16 protein-coding genes are annotated in these 17,567 nt (G+C 65.4%); 13 read left to right on the top strand and 3 right to left on the bottom strand.

The features are described from left to right. Positions 1 to 120: 120 nt before the first annotated feature. The 3 genes from KVT32_RS03345 to ompA all read right to left on the bottom strand — a co-directional run bounded on the left by KVT32_RS03345 (position 121) and on the right by ompA (position 2,250). A complete protein-coding gene (locus tag KVT32_RS03345; protein ID WP_062838600.1) occupies positions 121 to 795 on the bottom strand; it encodes an HAD-IA family hydrolase in 675 nt (224 codons plus the stop codon). Then, positions 792 to 1,520, bottom strand: coding sequence for a bifunctional 2-polyprenyl-6-hydroxyphenol methylase/3-demethylubiquinol 3-O-methyltransferase UbiG (gene ubiG / locus KVT32_RS03340; protein WP_056322229.1), 729 nt, complete (start codon positions 1,518 to 1,520; stop codon positions 792 to 794). Before ubiG ends, KVT32_RS03345 begins: the two co-directional genes overlap by 4 nt. Before the next feature lie 148 nt (positions 1,521 to 1,668). Continuing rightward, positions 1,669 to 2,250 (bottom strand): outer membrane protein OmpA, encoded by a 582-nt coding sequence (gene ompA, locus KVT32_RS03335; RefSeq protein ID WP_056322232.1) that lies wholly within the window; start codon positions 2,248 to 2,250, stop codon positions 1,669 to 1,671. A 412-nt stretch (positions 2,251 to 2,662) separates the two neighbouring features. Between ompA and gyrA the strand changes: the two genes are divergently transcribed. The 13 genes from gyrA to rfaD all read left to right on the top strand — a co-directional run bounded on the left by gyrA (position 2,663) and on the right by rfaD (position 17,555). Next, a complete protein-coding gene (gene gyrA / locus KVT32_RS03330; RefSeq protein ID WP_152383767.1) occupies positions 2,663 to 5,323 on the top strand; it encodes a DNA gyrase subunit A in 2,661 nt (886 codons plus the stop codon). Then, positions 5,323 to 6,453: a 3-phosphoserine/phosphohydroxythreonine transaminase gene (serC, locus tag KVT32_RS03325; protein WP_056322236.1), complete on the top strand. Its 1,131-nt coding sequence runs from the start codon at positions 5,323 to 5,325 to the stop codon at positions 6,451 to 6,453. Before gyrA ends, serC begins: the two co-directional genes overlap by 1 nt. Continuing rightward, on the top strand, positions 6,446 to 7,531 hold the full coding sequence (gene pheA, locus KVT32_RS03320) for a prephenate dehydratase (protein ID WP_056322239.1): 1,086 nt from the start codon (positions 6,446 to 6,448) through the stop codon (positions 7,529 to 7,531). The genes serC and pheA overlap by 8 nt, the downstream gene beginning before the upstream one ends. Positions 7,532 to 7,541: 10 nt before the next feature. Further along, positions 7,542 to 8,663, top strand: a complete 1,122-nt coding sequence (gene hisC / locus KVT32_RS03315) for a histidinol-phosphate transaminase (protein WP_152383769.1) — start codon at positions 7,542 to 7,544, stop codon at positions 8,661 to 8,663. Beyond that, complete coding sequence (locus KVT32_RS03310) at positions 8,660 to 9,562, top strand: prephenate dehydrogenase/arogenate dehydrogenase family protein (protein ID WP_152383770.1); 903 nt, start codon at positions 8,660 to 8,662, stop codon at positions 9,560 to 9,562. Before hisC ends, KVT32_RS03310 begins: the two co-directional genes overlap by 4 nt. A gap of 4 nt (positions 9,563 to 9,566) precedes the next feature. Further along, positions 9,567 to 10,889, top strand: a complete 1,323-nt coding sequence (gene aroA, locus KVT32_RS03305) for a 3-phosphoshikimate 1-carboxyvinyltransferase (RefSeq protein ID WP_152383771.1) — start codon at positions 9,567 to 9,569, stop codon at positions 10,887 to 10,889. Between the two features lie 15 nt (positions 10,890 to 10,904). Next, on the top strand, positions 10,905 to 11,591 hold the full coding sequence (cmk, locus tag KVT32_RS03300; RefSeq protein ID WP_152383772.1) for a (d)CMP kinase: 687 nt from the start codon (positions 10,905 to 10,907) through the stop codon (positions 11,589 to 11,591). Positions 11,592 to 11,767: 176 nt separating this feature from the next. After that, positions 11,768 to 13,480: a 30S ribosomal protein S1 gene (gene rpsA / locus KVT32_RS03295; protein WP_056322251.1), complete on the top strand. Its 1,713-nt coding sequence runs from the start codon at positions 11,768 to 11,770 to the stop codon at positions 13,478 to 13,480. 3 nt (positions 13,481 to 13,483) lie between these two features. Next, positions 13,484 to 13,846: an integration host factor subunit beta gene (locus tag KVT32_RS03290; RefSeq protein WP_056322254.1), complete on the top strand. Its 363-nt coding sequence runs from the start codon at positions 13,484 to 13,486 to the stop codon at positions 13,844 to 13,846. Between the two features lie 209 nt (positions 13,847 to 14,055). Then, positions 14,056 to 14,370, top strand: coding sequence for a lipopolysaccharide assembly LapA domain-containing protein (locus KVT32_RS03285; protein WP_062838607.1), 315 nt, complete (start codon positions 14,056 to 14,058; stop codon positions 14,368 to 14,370). Between the two features lie 46 nt (positions 14,371 to 14,416). Continuing rightward, a complete protein-coding gene (gene lapB / locus KVT32_RS03280; protein WP_056322260.1) occupies positions 14,417 to 15,631 on the top strand; it encodes a lipopolysaccharide assembly protein LapB in 1,215 nt (404 codons plus the stop codon). After that, on the top strand, positions 15,628 to 16,569 hold the full coding sequence (gene rfaE1, locus KVT32_RS03275; RefSeq protein ID WP_056322264.1) for a D-glycero-beta-D-manno-heptose-7-phosphate kinase: 942 nt from the start codon (positions 15,628 to 15,630) through the stop codon (positions 16,567 to 16,569). Before lapB ends, rfaE1 begins: the two co-directional genes overlap by 4 nt. Next, positions 16,566 to 17,555, top strand: a complete 990-nt coding sequence (gene rfaD, locus KVT32_RS03270; protein WP_062838608.1) for an ADP-glyceromanno-heptose 6-epimerase — start codon at positions 16,566 to 16,568, stop codon at positions 17,553 to 17,555. The genes rfaE1 and rfaD overlap by 4 nt, the downstream gene beginning before the upstream one ends. Positions 17,556 to 17,567 lie beyond the last annotated feature (12 nt).

Below are 17,567 nucleotides of genomic sequence, written 5' to 3'. Positions count from 1 at the left end.
GGCGTCCGGATAGATTGTTCGGTCAGTTGCGCTAATAAGGCCGAACAGTGGCGGGCACCCGGCAGGTGCGGGCGCCGCCCCGGCGGGACGGGCAGCCGGCGGGCCGCCCGTGCGCGGCGGTCAGCGCAGGTCGCGCGGCAGCAAGGGCTCGATGGCCGCCCACAATTCCGTGGGCGAATTGGCGCAGGTTTCCGCCTGCCAGGCGATGACGTTGTCTTCTTCGCCCACGTAGCCATAGGCAGCCGCCACGGCGGGCATGCCGGCGGCGTGGGCAGCCTGAATGTCACGCAGGTCGTCGCCGACGTAGACGCAGCGGTCGATCTCAAAGCCCGCTTCGCGCGCGGCGTGCTGCAGGGGCAGGGGGTGGGGCTTGGCGTGGGCCGTGGTATCGCCGCAAACCAGCACGGCGCTGTCGCGCGTCAGGTCCAGGAATTCGACGATCGGCAAGGTCAGGTAGGTGACCTTATTGGTGACGATACCCCAGGACATGCCCCGGTTGCGGATATCGGCCAGCAGCTCCTCGATGCCCGGGAACAGCTTGCTGTGCACCGTCGAGCTGGCGGCGTAGTCTTCCAGGAACTGCAGGCGGGTGGGCTCGTAGTCCGGATGACCCGGTTGCAGGTCCAGCGCCACGCGCAGCAGGCCTCGCGCGCCCTGGGACGCCACGGGACGCAGCGCCTCGTAAGCCATTGGCTCCAGGCCGCGGCGGGTGCGTTGCCGGTTCGCGGCGGCTGCCAGGTCGGGGGCAGTGTCGGCCAGGGTGCCGTCGAAATCGAACAGGATCAGGGCGCTCATTTACGGGTAGCCATCAGGTAGTTGACCGAGGTGTCGGACGACAGCGAGTAGATCTGGGTGATCGGGTTGTATTCCATGCCGCGCATGCTCACCGGCTCCAGCGCGGCGCCGCGCGCCGCGGCCGACAGTTCGCTCGGCTTGATGAACTGGTCGTAGGTATGCGTGCCGCGCGGCAGAAGGCGCAGGACATATTCCGCGCCGATGATGGCGAACACGAAGGACTTGGCGTTGCGGTTCAGGGTCGAAAAGAACACCCAACCGCCCGGTTTCACCAGGGTCGAGCACGCGCGCACGATCGAGGCGGGATCCGGCACGTGTTCCAGCATTTCCATGCAGGTCACCACGTCGTACTGGCCGGGTTGCTCGGCGGCCAGTTCCTCGACGGGCACCTTGCGGTACTCCACCTTCACGCCCGATTCCAGACCGTGCAGGCGCGCGATCTTCAGGGACTTGTCGGCCAGGTCGATGCCGGTCACCTCGGCGCCGCTGCGGGCCATGGCTTCCGACAGGATGCCGCCGCCGCAGCCCACGTCCAGCACCTTGCGGCCGGCCAGGCTGCCCGCGCATTCCTGGATCCACTCCAGGCGCAGCGGATTGATGGCGTGCAGCGGCTTGAACTCGCTTTCGGGATCCCACCAGCGGCTGGCCAGGGCGCTGAACTTGTCGATTTCGGCCTGGTCGGCGTTGACGGAGGCTTGCGCGGTGTCGTGAGTTTGCGTGTTCATGGGCGGTCCGGCGTAAGGCTGCTCTATATATAGAGGGGTCCAGCGCGCTAGGCGAGGAGAGGGCTCGGCACCGCACCCGATGGGCGCGGCGCAGGCGAAAAAAAGGGCCTCGCTATGCGAGGCCCCTTTATTGTAGCTAGTCCAGCAATTACTTGCGGCTACCCACGATTTCGATCTCAACGCGACGGTTCTGGGCGCGGCCTTCCTTCGTCTTGTTGGAAGCGATCGGCTGCAGTTCGCCCTTGCCTTCCGTATAGATACGGTTGGGGTCGATGCCCAGGCTGACCAGGTAAGCCTTGACCGAAGCGGCGCGGCGCTCGGACAGCTTCTGGTTGTACTGTTCGGTACCGATCGAGTCGGTGTGGCCGACGGCGATGATCGTTTCCAGATCGATGGTGCTGGCTTGCTGAGCGACTTGCTGCAGCAGTTGGCGACCTTCGGGCTTCAGGGTCGACTTGTCGAAGTCGAAGAACGTGTCAGCATTGAACACGACCTTTGCCGCCATCGGGGCCGGCTTCGCCTTCTGCTGGGCAACCGGGACGCCGTCGCAACCGGGGATGCCGGTGGCCGGGGTCCAGAAGGCATCGCGCCAGCACAGTTCGTTCGTACCGTTCTTCCAAACGTTACCGAACGGGTTGCGCCAGTTGTCCACGGTTTGCGCGGAAGCTACACCAGAGGCCGTGACGGCGGCGAAGGCGAGCGCCAGAGCGAATTTGGAGGGTTTGTTCATGTTTCTCCTCGTTGAGCTTGAAGCTGGATAAGTGACTCGCAGCGAACCCCCGCCGCATATCAGGAAAACGGGGCCAGTATAGCAACGCCAAGAGCTGGTTCAAAGGAATAGCTACTGGGTTTCCTGCGTGCTGGAAACAATCTTAAGGCATTTGGGGGGCTTTGGCTTCCCTGGACAGGCGCATTAATGCTGGATATGACGTTTTCGGCACTCCTGCCGTTTCCCATGTTGGTTTTTGACAACAGGGCCGCGGGGCGCGGGTGGGCTTGGCCGGGCGGCGTTTCCAATCGATCCGTCGCGGTCCGCTTGCGGCGCCTTCCGACGGCCCATCCGACCGGTCCCTCAATCGAATGATAGAATTTCCTGTTTACCCGGCCCGGGTTCCTCCTTACACGATTCTGTCGTTATATATATGGATTCCTTTGCCAAGGAGACGCTTCCGGTATCGCTGGAAGAAGAGATGCGCCGCAGTTACCTCGATTACGCGATGAGCGTGATCGTCGGTCGGGCGCTACCGGATGTGCGGGACGGCTTGAAGCCCGTCCACCGGCGCGTGCTCTACGCGATGCACGAGCTGAACAACGACTGGAACCGCGCCTATAAGAAGTCCGCGCGTATCGTCGGGGACGTCATCGGTAAGTACCACCCCCACGGCGACCAGTCCGTCTACGACACCATCGTCCGCATGGCGCAGGATTTCTCCATGCGCTACATGCTGGTCGACGGGCAGGGCAACTTCGGTTCCATCGACGGCGACAACGCCGCCGCGATGCGTTACACCGAAATCCGCCTGGCCAAGATCGCGCACGAGCTTCTGGCCGACATCGACCAGGAAACCGTCGATTTCGGACCCAACTACGACGGTAGCGAACAGGAACCGCTGCTCCTGCCGTCGCGCCTGCCCAACCTGCTGGTCAACGGCAGCTCGGGCATCGCGGTGGGCATGGCCACCAATATTCCGCCGCACAACCTCCAGGAAGTGGTCGACGGCTGCCTGTACTGCCTGCGCAATCCGGCGTGCACGGTCGATGAGCTGATCGAGCTCATCCCGGCGCCGGACTTCCCCACGGGCGGCATCATCTACGGCATGTCCGGCGTGCGCGAAGGCTATCGCACGGGTCGCGGCCGCGTCATCATGCGCGCCAAGACGCACTTCGAAGACATGGAGAAGGGCAATCGCCAGGCGATCGTGATCGACGCGATTCCCTACCAGGTCAACAAGAAGACGCTGCAGGAACGCATTGCCGAGCTGGTCAACGACAAGAAGATCGAAGGCATCTCCGACATCCGCGACGAGTCCGACAAGGACGGCATGCGCCTTGTCATCGAGCTCAAGCGCGGTGAAGTGCCTGAGGTCGTGCTGAACAACCTCTACAAGAACACCCAGCTGCAGGACACCTTCGGGATGAACCTGGTGGCGCTGGTCGACGGCCAGCCCCGCCTGCTCAACCTGAAGCAGATGATCGACTACTTCCTGCAGCATCGCCGCGAAGTGGTCACGCGCCGCACGGTGTTCCAGTTGCGCAAGGCCCGCGAGCGCGGCCACGTGCTGGAAGGCCTGGCGGTGGCGCTGGCCAACATCGACGATTTCATCGCCATCATCAAGGCAGCGCCGACCCCGCCGGTGGCCCGCCAGGAACTGATGGCGAAGTCCTGGGATTCGTCGCTGGTGCGCGAAATGCTGTCGCGCGCCGACGGCGACACGCCGGGAGGCCGCGCGGCCTTCCGTCCGGACGACCTGGGCGTCGAGTTCGGCCTTCAGGGAGACGGCCTGTACCGCCTGAGCGACACCCAGGCCCAGGAAATCCTGAACATGCGCCTGCAACGCCTGACCGGGCTGGAGCAGGACAAGATCGTCGGCGAATATAAGGACATCATGTCCACCATCGCCGACCTGCTGGACATCCTGGCCCGTCCCGAGCGCATTACGACGATCATCAGCGAAGAACTGCAGGCCATCAAGGCCGAGTTCTCGACCGGCGCCAAGGATTCGCGCCGTTCGGAAATCGAACTGAACGCGACGGAACTGGATACCGAAGACCTGATCACGCCGACCGACATGGTCGTGACGCTGTCGCACGGCGGCTACATCAAGAGCCAGCCGTTGTCCGAATACCGTTCGCAAAAGCGCGGCGGACGCGGCAAGCAGGCCACGGCCATGAAGGAAAACGACTGGATCGACCAGCTCTTCATCGCCAATACGCACGACTTCCTGCTGTGCTTCTCGAACCGCGGCCGCGTCTACTGGCTGAAGGTCTGGGAAGTGCCGCAGGGCACGCGTAATTCGCGCGGCAAGCCGATCGTCAACATGTTCCCGCTGGCCGACGGCGAGAAGATCACGGTGGTGCTGCCGGTCAAGGAATTCAGCGAAGACCACTTCGTCTTCATGGCGACCTCGCGCGGCACGGTCAAGAAGACGCCGCTGTCCGACTTCTCCAACCCGCGCAAGGCCGGCATCATCGCCGTCGACCTTGACGATGGCGACTACCTGATCGGCGCTGACCTCACGGACGGCAAGCATGACGTCATGCTGTTCTCGGACGCCGGCAAGGCCGTGCGCTTCGACGAGAACGACGTGCGTCCGATGGGCCGCAATGCCCGCGGCGTGCGCGGCATGATGCTCGAAGACACGCAGACCGTGATTGCGCTGCTGGTCGCCGGCGACGAAACGCAGACGGTGCTGACCGCCACCGAAAACGGCTACGGCAAGCGTACGCCGATCGCGGAGTACACGCGCCACGGCCGCGGCACGAAGGGCATGATCGCCATCCAGACCACCTCGCGTAACGGCAAGGTCGTAGGGGCGGTGCTGGTCACGCCCACGGATGAAATCATGCTCATCACCACTGGCGGCGTCCTGGTGCGCACCCGCGTCGCGGAAATCCGCGAAATGGGCCGCGCGACGCAGGGCGTCACGCTGATCAACGTCGACGACGGCAGCACGCTGTCCGGCGTGCGCCGTGTCGTGGAAAGCGATGCGGACGACGACGGCGAACTGGACGAAGACGGCCAGCAAGCCGGTGGCGACGAGAGCAGCGACGCAGCAGATTCGACGGAACCTACGGAGCAATAATGGCCCGCCCCTGGAACTTCTCGGCCGGCCCCTCGGTCCTGCCCGAGGTGGTGCTGCAGCAAGCCGCTGCAGAAATGTTGGACTGGCACGGCAGCGGCATGTCCGTGATGGAAATGAGCCATCGCGGCAAGCATTTCGTGCAGATCTGCGATGAAGCAGAGTCCGATCTGCGCGACCTGCTGGGCCTGCCGGCGGACTACGCCGTCATGTTCATGCAAGGCGGCGGTTCCGGGGAAAACGCCATCGTTCCCATGAATCTCATGGGACGCCGCGGCGCGCCGGCTGCGGACTTCGTCGTGACGGGCCATTGGTCCAAGCGCTCGTACAAGGAAGCCGGCCGCTACGGCAGCACGCATATCGCGGCCAGCTCCGACCACGCCACCCAGATCGACGGCCGCGAGCAGGCGCCCTTGACCTGGGTGCCGGCTGCCGATACCTGGCAGGTGCGCAAGGAATCGGCCTACCTGCACCTGTGCAGCAACGAGACTATTGGCGGCGTCGAGTTCCTGGATTGGCCCGACACCGCCGACCTGGGCGCGCCCGACGTGCCGCTGGTCATCGACGCTTCCTCGCATTTCCTGTCGCGCCCGATGGACGTGACGCGCTGCGGCATGATGTACGCCGGCGCGCAGAAGAACGCTGGTCCGGCCGGCGTCACCATGGTCATCGCGCGCCGCGACCTGATCGGCCAGGCATTGCCGATCTGCCCGTCCGCGTTCGACTACGCCAACGTGGCCGCCGAACACTCGCGCTACAACACCCCGCCCACTTTCGCGATCTACATCGCGGGCCTGGTGTTCAAGTGGGTCAAGGCCAACGGCGGCGTGGCGGGCATGGAAGCGGCCAACAAGGCCAAGGCCGACCTGCTGTACGGTTATCTGGACAGCACCAGTTTCTACCGCAATCCCATTCACGCGCCCGTGCGTTCGCGCATGAACGTGCCGTTCGTGCTGCATGACGAGTCGCTCAACGACGCCTTCCTGAAGGGCGCCGAGGCAGCGGGCCTCACGCAGCTGAAGGGCCACAAGAGCGTGGGCGGCATGCGCGCCTCCATCTACAACGCGCTGCCGCTCGAAGGCGTGAAGGCGCTGGTCGAGTACCTGAAGGACTTCGAGCGCCGCCATGGATGAAGAGCTGCAGCGCAAGCTGCTTCCCCTGCGCAAGCGTATCGACGACCTCGATGCGCAAATCCTTGATCTCCTGTCGCAGCGCGCCCGCGCCGCGCTGGAAGTGGGCGAGGCCAAACACGCGGCGCACGCAGACGGCCCCGTGCTGCGGCCCGAGCGTGAGGCCGAAGTCATCCGCCGCCTGCAGCAGATCAATCCGGGTCCGTTTCCGAATGCCGGCGTGGCGTCGGTCTGGACCGAAATCATTTCCGCATGCCGCGGCCTCGAGCGCGGCATGACAGTCGCGTTCCTGGGCCCGCAGGGTTCGTTTTCGGAACAGGCCGCGCTGGAACACTTCGGGCATGCGGTGCAGAAGCTGCCTTGCGCCTCGTTCGACGAAGTCTTCCGGGCCGTTGAGGCCGGGCAGGCCGACGTGGGCATGGTGCCTGTCGAGAATTCGACCGAAGGCGCCGTCAACCGCAGCCTGGACCTGCTGCTGAACACCCCGCTCAAGATCCTGGGCGAGCGTTCGCTGGTGATTCGTCATTGCCTGATGTCGCAATCGGGCAGCATGGACGGCATCAAGACCATTTCCGCGCATCCGCAGGCGCTGGCCCAGTGCCAGGGCTGGCTGACGCGCAACTATCCCGACGTCGAGCGCGTGGCCGCGTCCAGCAACTCCGAAGCGGCGCGCGCTGCCGCCGGGGATCCGACCATCGCGGCGATTGCCGGCGATGTCGCGGCGCCTGCCTGGAACCTGCAGATCATTGCCGCCGGCATCCAGGACGACCCGCACAACCGCACCCGCTTTCTGGCGATCGGCAACATCGAGCCGCTTGTCAGCGGCAAGGACAAGACCAGCCTGATCCTGGCCGTGCCCAACCGCGCGGGCGCCGTCTATGAAATGCTGGCGCCCATGGCCGCCAACGGCGTGTCGATGACGCGCTTCGAGTCGCGCCCGGCGCGTACCGGCCAGTGGGAATACTATTTCTACGTCGACGTCCTGGGCCACCGGAACGACCCGAATGTCGAGCGCGCCCTGGCAGCCTTGCAGGCGCAGGTTGCCTATCTCAAAGTGCTGGGCTCATACCCGGCGCAGTGAATCCCACATCATGACCCACGCATCCAAGCCCCTCGTTGCCCCCGCGCACGTCAGTGCCATTGCCCCGTACCAGGCCGGCAAGCCGATTGAAGAACTGGCCCGCGAGTTCGGGCTGGATCCGGCCACCATCGTCAAGCTGGCTTCCAATGAAAACCCGCTTGGCATGCCCAAGTCGGCGCGCGCGGCCATGCTGGCCGCCGCCGAATCGCTGGCGCGCTATCCGGACCCCAACGGTTTCGACCTGAAGGCGGCGCTTGCCGAACGCTATGGCGTGCCGATGAACTGGATCACGCTGGGCAACGGTTCCAACGACATCCTGGAAATCGCCGCGCTCGCGCTGCTGGAACCGGGCACTTCGGCGGTGTACGCACAGCACTCGTTTGCGGTCTATCGCCTGGCCACGCAGGCGCGCGGCGCGCGCCACATCGTGGTGCCCGCCGTCGACCACGGCCATGACCTGGATGCGATGTTCGAGGCGATCGCCGACGACACGCGGCTGGTGTTCATCGCCAACCCGAACAACCCGACCGGCACTTTCGTGCCGGGCGAGAAGGTCGCCGAATTCCTCGAACGCGTAGAGGCCGCCCACGGCGACCGCGTCACCGTTGTGCTGGACGAGGCCTACAACGAATACCTCGACCCCGAATTGCGCTTTGACAGCACCGCGCTGGTGCGCCGCTATTCGAACCTGATCGTGTCGCGCACGTTCTCCAAGGCCTATGGCCTGGCGGGCCTGCGTGTCGGATTCTCGGTCGCGCAGCCCGGCCTGACCGATCTGCTGAACCGCGTGCGCCAGCCGTTCAACGTCAACACGCTGGCCCAGGCCGCGGCCATCGCCGCGCTCGGCGATGCGGACTACCTGGAAGAAGCCTACGCCTCCAACAAGGCGGGCAAGGCTCAGCTCTGCGCCGCGTTCGACAAGCTCAACCTGCGTTACGTGCCCAGCTACGGCAACTTCGTGCTGGTCCACGTGGGCAACGCGCCGCGCATCAATCTTGAACTTCTCAAGCGTGGCGTCATCGTGCGTCCGGTGGCCGGCGACGGCCTGCCGGAGTGGTTGCGCGTGTCCATTGGACTGCCCCATGAAAACGCCCGATTCATCGACGCCCTGACCGCCATCCTGACCGCATGAACGACGCGTTACCTTCTTCCGATCAGGGGGCCGCGGGCCCCCTGATTCCTGTGTTGGCAGTGGTTGGCGTCGGCTTGATCGGCGGTTCGTTCGCGGCGGCCTTGCGCCAAGCCGGGCAGGTCGGCAAGGTGCTGGGCGTGGGACGCAATGCGCAGTCGCTGGAACGCGCCGTCGCGCTGGGCCTGATCGACGAGGCCGTGCCGGCCGAAGCCGCGGCCGCCCAGGCGGATCTCATCATGCTGGCCACCCCGGTTGGCGGCCTGACCAACGTGCTGTCGCAGATGCGGCCGCACCTTGCCCCAAATACCATCCTGACCGATGGCGGCAGCACCAAGGCCGAGGTGGTCGACGCCGCGCGCGAGGCGCTGGGCGACCGCATAGGCCAGTTCGTGCCGGGCCACCCCATCGCGGGTGCCGAGCGTACCGGGCCGGAGGCGGCGGACGCCAGCCTGTATCGCGGGCGCACCGTCATCCTTACGCCCGTGCCGGAAAACCACGCGGCCGCCCTGACGCTGGTGCGCCGGGCCTGGCAGGCCTGCGGCGCGGACGTGATCGACATGGAGGCGGGCGCGCATGACCGTGTGCTCGCGTCGGTCAGCCATCTTCCGCATCTGCTTTCCGCGGTGTATATGGAACAGGTGGCCACGGCCGCCGACGCCCAGACCCGGCTTGACCTGGCGGGCAGCGGCTTTCGCGACTTCACCCGTATCGCCGCCGGATCGCCCGAGATGTGGCGCGACATCTTTCTGTCCAACCGCGACGCGATGCTGGCCGAACTGGCTGCGGTGCGCGGAGTGCTGGACCGTGCCGAGCGCGCTATTGCCGATGGCGACGGCGAGGCTTTGCTGACGTTGCTGGAGACGGCGGCGCGTGCGCGCCGCGGCTGGCGCAAGGAGTAGTTCAATGGGCGCTTTGCCTTACCTCGATCTGCCGCGTGTGCGGCGCGCGCAGGGCATGATGGCCTTGCCGGGATCCAAGAGCATTTCCAACCGCGTGCTGCTGCTGTCGGCCATTGCCGAGGGCACGACCGTCATCACCGGCCTGCTGGACTCCGACGATACCCGCGTCATGCTGGCTGCGTTGCGCCAGCTGGGCGTGCAGGTGTCCGACCTGGACGCCGGCCGCGTGACGGTGCAGGGCGTGCGCCGCTTTCCGGTGGAAAGCGCCGACCTTTTCATGGGCAATGCCGGCACTGCGATTCGCCCGCTGACGGCGGCGTTGGCGCTGATGGGCGGCGACTACCGCCTGTCCGGCGTGCCGCGCATGCACGAACGCCCCATCGGCGACTTGGTCGACGCGCTGAACGCGCTGGGCGCGCGCATCGACTACCTGGGGCAGCCGGGCTATCCGCCGCTGCACATCGGCCGCGGCGACATCGCCGAGAACGCCGTGACGCGCGTGCAGGGTTCGGTGTCCAGCCAATTCCTGACCGCATTGCTGCTGGCCGCGCCGCTGCAGGCGGCGCGCAGCGGCAAGCCGGTGACCATCGAGGTCGTCGGCGAGCTGATCTCCAAGCCCTATATCGAAATCACCCTGAACCTGATGGCGCGCTTTGGCGTGCTGGTGCAGCGGGACGGCTGGAGCCGCTTCGTGGTGGAGGCGGGCGCGGCATACCGCAGCCCGGGTGAGATCGCCGTGGAAGGGGATGCATCGACGGCGTCGTATTTCCTGGCGCTGGGCGCCATCGGCGGCGGCCCCGTGCGGGTGACCGGCGTGGGCGCCGACAGCATCCAGGGCGACGTGGGATTCGCGAGCACCCTGGCCGACATGGGCGCCCAGGTCACCTACGGCCCGGGCTGGATCGAAGTCTCCGGTGTGCAGGTCGCTGACGGCGCGCGCCTGAAGGCTTTCGACACCGATTTCAACCTGATTCCCGACGCCGCCATGACGGCCGCTGCGCTGGCCCTGTATGCCGACGGCCCCTGCCGGCTGCGCAACATCGGCAGCTGGCGCGTCAAGGAGACGGACCGCATCCACGCCATGCAGACCGAGCTTGAAAAGCTGGGTGCACGGGTGGAATCCGGCCCCGACTGGCTGCAGGTGACGCCGCCGGCGCAGGGCGCCTGGCGCGATGCGCACATCGGCACCTGGGACGACCATCGCATGGCCATGTGCTTCTCGCTGGCGGCATTTGGCCCGGCGGCGGTCCGCATTCTCGACCCCGGTTGTGTCAGCAAGACGTTCCCGGGTTACTTTGACGTCTACGCCGGCCTGGTGTCGGCCTAGCGCTGCATGGCATCCATGACTTCGACAGCTTCAACTTCCGCCTCACCGGCCCCGGTCATCACGATCGACGGCCCCACCGCGTCCGGCAAGGGCACCGTGGCTCATCGCGTCGCCAAGACGCTGGGCTGGGCCGTGCTGGACAGCGGCGCGCTGTACCGCCTGACCGCGCTGGCCGCCATCAACCGGGGCGTTGCCGCCGAGGACGAGCCGGCCGTGGCGCGCGTGGCCGAGACGCTGGATGTGCGTTTCGAGGGGCCCCACGTGTACCTCGAGGGCGCCGATGCGGGCCATGACATCCGCCGCGAGGAAGTGGGCAATTTCGCGTCCCGCGTGGCTGCCTTTCCCGGCGTGCGGCAGGCGCTGCTCGAGCGCCAGCGCGCCTTCCGGCTGCCGCCGGGCCTGGTCGCGGACGGCCGGGACATGGGCACCGTCGTGTTCCCGGATGCGTCCCTGAAGGTCTTCCTGGTGGCCGACGTCGTTGCCCGGGCGGAGAGGCGGCGTAAGCAGTTGATCGAAAAGGGAATTTCTGCTAATCTAGACGACCTTTTGCGGGATATGCGCGAGCGTGATGCGCGCGATACCGGGCGCGCCACCGCGCCGCTCGCTCCCGCAGCAGATGCACACGTGCTGGATTCGTCCAACCTGACAATCGCAGAAACGGTGCAGGCAATACTGGATTTCTGGCAGCAAGCCAGCCAGTGATGCGCGACGCAGCACTTAAAGCAGTTTTTTGATTAGGCCCTGCTCAAGCCAGGCGACTCCCCCACGGGCCACCCCGCAAGGGTCAGCCAGCCGGCAGGTATTTTGACTCCACTGTGGCGGGCAATCCGCTGCGGTGTGTTCTTAACGGCCATTTCGGCCCAATGGATTTCAACCCCATGTCTTCCGTTTCCACTACCGCCACCGGCGGCGAAAGCTTCGCCGACCTTTTCGCACAAAGCCTCAAGAGCCAGGACATGAAGTCCGGCGAGGTCATCAGCGCCGAAGTCGTGCGCGTCGACCACAATTTCGTCGTCGTCAACGCCGGCCTGAAGTCCGAAGCGCTGATCCCCCTGGAAGAGTTCCTGAACGACCAGGGCGAGCTCGAAGTGCAACCCGGCGATTTCGTCTCGGTGGCCATCGATTCCCTGGAAAACGGCTACGGCGACACCATCCTGTCGCGTGACCGCGCCAAGCGCCTGTCGGCCTGGCTGCAACTGGAAAAGGCCCTGGAGAACGGCGAACTGGTTACCGGCACCATCACCGGCAAGGTGAAGGGCGGTCTGACCGTCATGACCAACGGCATCCGCGCGTTCCTGCCGGGTTCGCTGGTGGACCTGCGTCCGGTCAAGGACACCACCCCGTACGAAGGCAAGACCCTCGAATTCAAGGTCATCAAGCTCGACCGCAAGCGCAACAACGTTGTGCTGTCGCGTCGCCAGGTGCTGGAAGCCAGCATGGGCGAAGAGCGTCAAAAGCTGCTCGAAACCCTGCACGAAGGTGCCGTGGTCAAGGGCGTGGTCAAGAACATCACCGACTACGGCGCGTTCGTCGACCTGGGCGGCATCGATGGCCTGCTGCACATCACCGACATGGCCTGGCGCCGTGTGCGTCACCCCTCCGAAGTCCTGCAAGTGGGTCAGGAAGTCGAAGCCAAGGTCCTCAAGTTCGACCAGGAAAAGAGCCGCGTCTCCCTGGGCGTCAAGCAGCTTGGCGAAGATCCGTGGGTGGGCCTGGCTCGCCGCTACCCGCAAGGCACCCGCCTGTTCGGCAAGGTCACGAACCTGACCGACTACGGCGCGTTCGTTGAAGTCGAAGCCGGCATCGAAGGCCTGGTCCACGTGTCCGAAATGGACTGGACCAACAAGAACGTCGACCCGCGCAAGGTTGTGACCCTGGGCGAAGAAGTCGAAGTCATGGTCCTGGAAATCGACGAAGACCGTCGCCGCATTTCGCTGGGCATGAAGCAGTGCCGCCAGAACCCGTGGGAAGAGTTCGCCACGAACTTCAAGCGTGGCGACAAGGTCCGCGGCGCCATCAAGTCGATCACCGACTTCGGCGTGTTCGTCGGCCTGCCCGGCGGCATCGACGGCCTGGTCCACCTGTCCGACCTGTCGTGGACGGAAGCTGGCGAAGAAGCCGTGCGCAACTTCAAGAAGGGCGACGAAATCGAAGCCGTGGTTCTGGGCATCGACACCGACAAGGAACGCATCTCGCTGGGCATCAAGCAGCTGGAAGGCGACCCCTTCAACAACTTCGTCGCCACGTTTGACAAGGGCGCCGTGGTTCCGGGCACCATCAAGTCGGTCGAAGCCAAGGGCGCCGTGGTTACGCTGTCCGTGGACGTCGAAGGCTACCTGCGCGCTTCCGAGATCTCCTCGGGCCGCGTCGAAGATGCCACCACCGTGCTGTCCGCCGGCGAGAACATCGAAGCCATGATCGTCAACATCGACCGCAAGACGCGTTCGATCCAGCTGTCGATCAAGGCCCGCGACAACGCCGAAACCGCCGACACGATCCAGCGCATGTCCGACGCCAGCGCTTCGTCCGGCACCACCAACCTCGGCGCGCTGCTGAAGGCCAAGCTGGACCAACAGCGCAACGACGGTTAATTCGTGACCAAGTCGGAGCTGATCGCCGCCTTGGCGGCCCGCTATCCTCAGCTGGCCGCCCGCGACACCGATTACGCGGTCAAGACCGTACTTGATGCAATGACCCAGGCGCTTGCCTCGGGTCAGCGCATCGAGATCCGCGGTTTTGGCAGTTTTTCGTTGTCGCAGCGGTCTCCCCGCATCGGTCGCAATCCCAAATCCGGCGAGCAGGTGCTGGTGCCTGGCAAACAGGTGCCGCACTTCAAGGCAGGCAAGGAATTGCGCGAACGGGTGGACCTGGTCGGCGGCAATGACGAGGACGCTCAATCCTCCGGATCGAGCGAGTCGATGCCGTCTTCCATGGCAGGTTTGCACGCCATGCATTGACGCGTCGGCCAGGCAGAGCTGCCTTCGGGCAGATCGGACCGCGAACGAAGCCCCTTGAGAAATCAAGGGGCTTTGTTTTTGCGGCGCCCGTTCACGCGTTCGTCCCACCTTCGCATTCGCTGTCCGGGCTCCGCCTTGGGGCTTTTTTTTCTCTCGCCGTGAAGACGTCGCTTACAATTGTCGGTCTCGAATCATCTGGAGCATGCGCCATGCGCTATCTCGTCTGGGCCCTGCGATTGCTCGTCTTTGTGGCGGTGTTGATGTTCGCCTTGAAGAACACCGACCCCGTCGCCGTGAAGTTCTACGCCGACTACGTCATCCAGGACGTCCCGCTGATCGTCGTCATGCTGGTCGTATTCGTGCTGGGCGCGTTGTTCGGGCTGCTGCTGACCGTTCCCGCAGCGCTGCGCCGCCGCCGCGAGGCCATCCGCCTGCGCCGCGAACTGGATCGCATCCAGGCCGCCGCCAACGGCACCACGCCTGTCGTGCCCCCCGAAGCCGTCGCTCCCATGTCGCCGCTGTGACATCGCGCCGCCTTTTTTGCACCGAATTACCGCATGAGTCCGAATAGTGGATTTTGAACCTTGGTGGTTGATTTTCGTCCCGGTGCTGTTCGCGCTGGGCTGGCTGGCCGCGCGTTTCGATATCCGGCAGATGCTACGGGAAACGCGCAGCCTGCCTGACTCCTATTTTCGCGGGCTCAACTTCCTGCTCAACGAAGAGCCGGACCGCGCCATCGACGCGTTCGTCGAGGTCGCCAAGCTGGACCCGGAAACCACGGAGCTGCACTTTGCCCTGGGCAGCCTGTTTCGCCGCCGCGGCGAAATGGAGCGCGCCATCCGCGTGCATCAAAGCTTGCTGAACCGTTCGGACCTGCCGCAGGCCGAGCGCGAACACGCCCAGCACGAACTGGCGCAGGACTTCCTGAAGGCCGGGATGCTGGACCGGGCCGAAAGCGGTTTCGAGCAGCTCAAGGACACGCGTTATGCGTTGCCCGCGCTGCGCTCGCTGATCCGCATCTATGAATCCGAACACGATTGGCCGCGTGCGATCGAGGCCGTCAAGACCTTGCAGGGCCTGGTCGACGAGCCCGTCCCGCAAATCGTGCACTACTACTGCGAGCAGGCGCAGACCGCGCTGGCGGCCAAGCCCGCCGACGTCGAAAGCGCGCACAAGGCGCTGGACGCCGCAGACCACGCGCTGACCACCACCGAGGCCGCCTCGAGCAAGGGCGCCAAGGTGCGCACCGCCATGCTGCGCGCGCGCCTGGCGCTGATCGAGCAGGATCCCAAGCGCGAAAGGCTGTACCTGGAATCGGTCATGACCGACGCGTCCGAGTACGCCGGGCTGGTGGCCGAGCAGTTGCTGGCGAACTATCGCAACGCCAACCAGGCCGCTGCGGGCCTGGACTTCCTGCAAAAGCAATATGGCCGCCATGCGTCCCTGGATCTGTTCAACGTGGTGTTCCGGGAACTGCGCGTGCAGCAGGGCGCGGCGACGGCCTGGGCTTTCGCGCGCGGCGCGCTGCGCAGCCATCCTTCGCTGCTGGGGCTAGATCGCCTCCTGGAGGCCGAACTGGCCAACGGCGACAGCGATGGCGACCACGGCCCGGTGCCGGGCGCGGACCTGACCCTGCTGCGCAGCCTGATCCACAAACACACGCAACGGCTCGATCGCTATGCATGCCGCAATTGCGGTTTTCAAGCGCGTCGCTTCTACTGGCAATGTCCCGGCTGCAATGCCTGGGAAACCTATGCGCCGCGCCGTCTGGAAGAACTTGAATGAACTCTTTTCCCGCCGAAGCCATTTCGCGTAGCCGCGTGCTCGTGGTTGGCGACGTCATGCTGGACCGCTACTGGTTCGGCGAAGTGGAGCGCATCTCCCCCGAAGCGCCGGTGCCGGTCGTGCGGGTCGCCCGCCGCGAAGATCGTCTGGGCGGCGCCGCCAACGTGGCGCGCAACGTGGCCGCGCTGGGCGGCCATGTCACGCTGGTCGGCGTGCTGGGTCAGGACGAGGCCGGCGACAGCGTCCGGCGCCTGTCCACCGAGGCCGGCATCCAGGGCGACCTGATCGCCGACAACGAACTGCACACCACCCTGAAGATGCGCGTTCTGGGCCGCCAGCAGCAACTCTTGCGCGTGGATTTCGAACAGCATCCCTCGCAGGCGTCGCTGGACGCCGTGGACGCGGCACTGGCGCGCCACCTGGCCAACCACGACATCGTGGTGCTGTCGGATTACGCCAAAGGCGTGCTGACCCGCGTGGAGTCTTTGATTGCGCTGGCGCGCAGCGCAGGCATCCCGGTGCTGGTGGATCCCAAGGGCGATGACTACTCGCGCTATCGCGGCGCGACCCTGGTCACGCCCAACCGCTCGGAAATGCAGCAGGCGGTCGGCCGCTGGAATTCCGAGGCCGAATTGACCGATCGCGCGCAGCGCCTGCGCGCGGATCTGGACCTTGAAGCCCTGCTTGTGACGCGGTCCGAGCAGGGCATGACTTTGTTTTCCGATGCGGGACGCGATCACACCGATGCGCAGGCGCACGAAGTGTTCGACGTGTCCGGCGCGGGCGACACCGTGCTTGCCACGCTGGCGGTCACGCGCGCCATCGGGCTGCCCTGGGCCGAAGCCATGGGCTGGGCCAACAAGGCCGGCGGGATCGCCGTGGGCAAGCTGGGCACGTCCGTCGTCACCGCCGCGGAATTGGCAGGAGAATCCTCATGATCGTCGTTACCGGAGCCGCGGGCTTCATTGGCAGCAACCTGGTTCGCGGGCTCAACCGCCGCGGCATCGAAGACATCATTGCCGTCGATGACCTGACCGAAGGCGATAAGTTCGTCAATCTCGTCGATTGCAAGATCGCCGACTACATGGACAAGGACGACTTCCGCCGCCGCGTCGCCGACGGCAGTCTGCCCGATATCCGCGCTGTGCTGCATCAGGGCGCGTGCTCGGACACCACCGAGCGTAACGGCCGCTACATGCTGGACAACAACTACCGCGTCACGCTGGAACTCTTCGAGTTCTGCCAGACGCGCCGCGTGCCGTTCCTGTATGCGTCCTCCGCAGCCGTGTACGGCGGGTCGACGACCTACGTCGAGCATCCCGACAACGAAGGCCCGCTGAACGTCTACGGCTATTCCAAGCTGCTGTTCGACCAGGTGTTGCGCAAGCGCATGGACAGCCTGACGGCGCAAGTCGTCGGCCTGCGGTACTTCAATGTGTATGGCCCGCACGAGCAGCACAAAGGCCGCATGGCCTCGGTGGCCTTCCACAACATGAACCAGTTCCTGGAACACGGGCACGTGCGCCTCTTCGCGGGTTGGGACGGCTACGTGGATGGCGGCCAGAGCCGCGATTTCATCTCGGTCGAAGACGTGGTCGCGGTGAACCTGCACTTCCTGGATCATCCCGAACAATCCGGCATCTTCAACTGCGGCACCGGCAAGGCGCAGCCGTTCAATGACGTGGCGGCCGCGGTGGTCAACACGCTGCGCGCCGAGCGGGGCGAGGCCGAGCTGACGTTGGCGCAGCTGGCCGAACTGGATCTGATCCGCTACATCCCGTTCCCGGACGACCTCAAGGGCCGCTACCAAAGCTACACGCAGGCCGATGTCACGCAGCTTCGCGCCGCCGGCTTCACGGCGCCCATGCGCGATGTGCAGACGGGCGTGGCTGAATACGTGCGCTACTGGCGCGCCCGCAAGTAATCCTTCCGGCAG

The organism is Achromobacter sp. GbtcB20, from assembly GCF_019091095.1.
GTDB classification, from domain to species: Bacteria; Pseudomonadota; Gammaproteobacteria; order Burkholderiales; family Burkholderiaceae_B; genus Achromobacter; species Achromobacter mucicolens.
This window is presented reverse-complemented; position numbering and strand designations above follow the sequence as displayed.

What these genes read in the sequence shown, in the direction of transcription:
- gyrA (WP_152383767.1), top strand. Translation starts at nt 2,663, where the DNA reads ATGGATTCCTTTGCCAAGGAGACGCTTCCGGTATCGCTGGAAGAAGAG.
- rpsA (WP_056322251.1), top strand. Translation starts at nt 11,768, where the DNA reads ATGTCTTCCGTTTCCACTACCGCCACCGGCGGCGAAAGCTTCGCCGAC.
- rfaE1 (WP_056322264.1), top strand. Translation starts at nt 15,628, where the DNA reads ATGAACTCTTTTCCCGCCGAAGCCATTTCGCGTAGCCGCGTGCTCGTG.
- KVT32_RS03285 (WP_062838607.1), top strand. Translation starts at nt 14,056, where the DNA reads ATGCGCTATCTCGTCTGGGCCCTGCGATTGCTCGTCTTTGTGGCGGTG.
- ubiG (WP_056322229.1), bottom strand. Translation starts at nt 1,520, where the DNA reads ATGAACACGCAAACTCACGACACCGCGCAAGCCTCCGTCAACGCCGAC.
- KVT32_RS03310 (WP_152383770.1), top strand. Translation starts at nt 8,660, where the DNA reads ATGAACGACGCGTTACCTTCTTCCGATCAGGGGGCCGCGGGCCCCCTG.
- aroA (WP_152383771.1), top strand. Translation starts at nt 9,567, where the DNA reads ATGGGCGCTTTGCCTTACCTCGATCTGCCGCGTGTGCGGCGCGCGCAG.
- hisC (WP_152383769.1), top strand. Translation starts at nt 7,542, where the DNA reads ATGACCCACGCATCCAAGCCCCTCGTTGCCCCCGCGCACGTCAGTGCC.
- ompA (WP_056322232.1), bottom strand. Translation starts at nt 2,250, where the DNA reads ATGAACAAACCCTCCAAATTCGCTCTGGCGCTCGCCTTCGCCGCCGTC.
- rfaD (WP_062838608.1), top strand. Translation starts at nt 16,566, where the DNA reads ATGATCGTCGTTACCGGAGCCGCGGGCTTCATTGGCAGCAACCTGGTT.
- KVT32_RS03345 (WP_062838600.1), bottom strand. Translation starts at nt 795, where the DNA reads ATGAGCGCCCTGATCCTGTTCGATTTCGACGGCACCCTGGCCGACACT.
- serC (WP_056322236.1), top strand. Translation starts at nt 5,323, where the DNA reads ATGGCCCGCCCCTGGAACTTCTCGGCCGGCCCCTCGGTCCTGCCCGAG.
- pheA (WP_056322239.1), top strand. Translation starts at nt 6,446, where the DNA reads ATGGATGAAGAGCTGCAGCGCAAGCTGCTTCCCCTGCGCAAGCGTATC.
- cmk (WP_152383772.1), top strand. Translation starts at nt 10,905, where the DNA reads ATGACTTCGACAGCTTCAACTTCCGCCTCACCGGCCCCGGTCATCACG.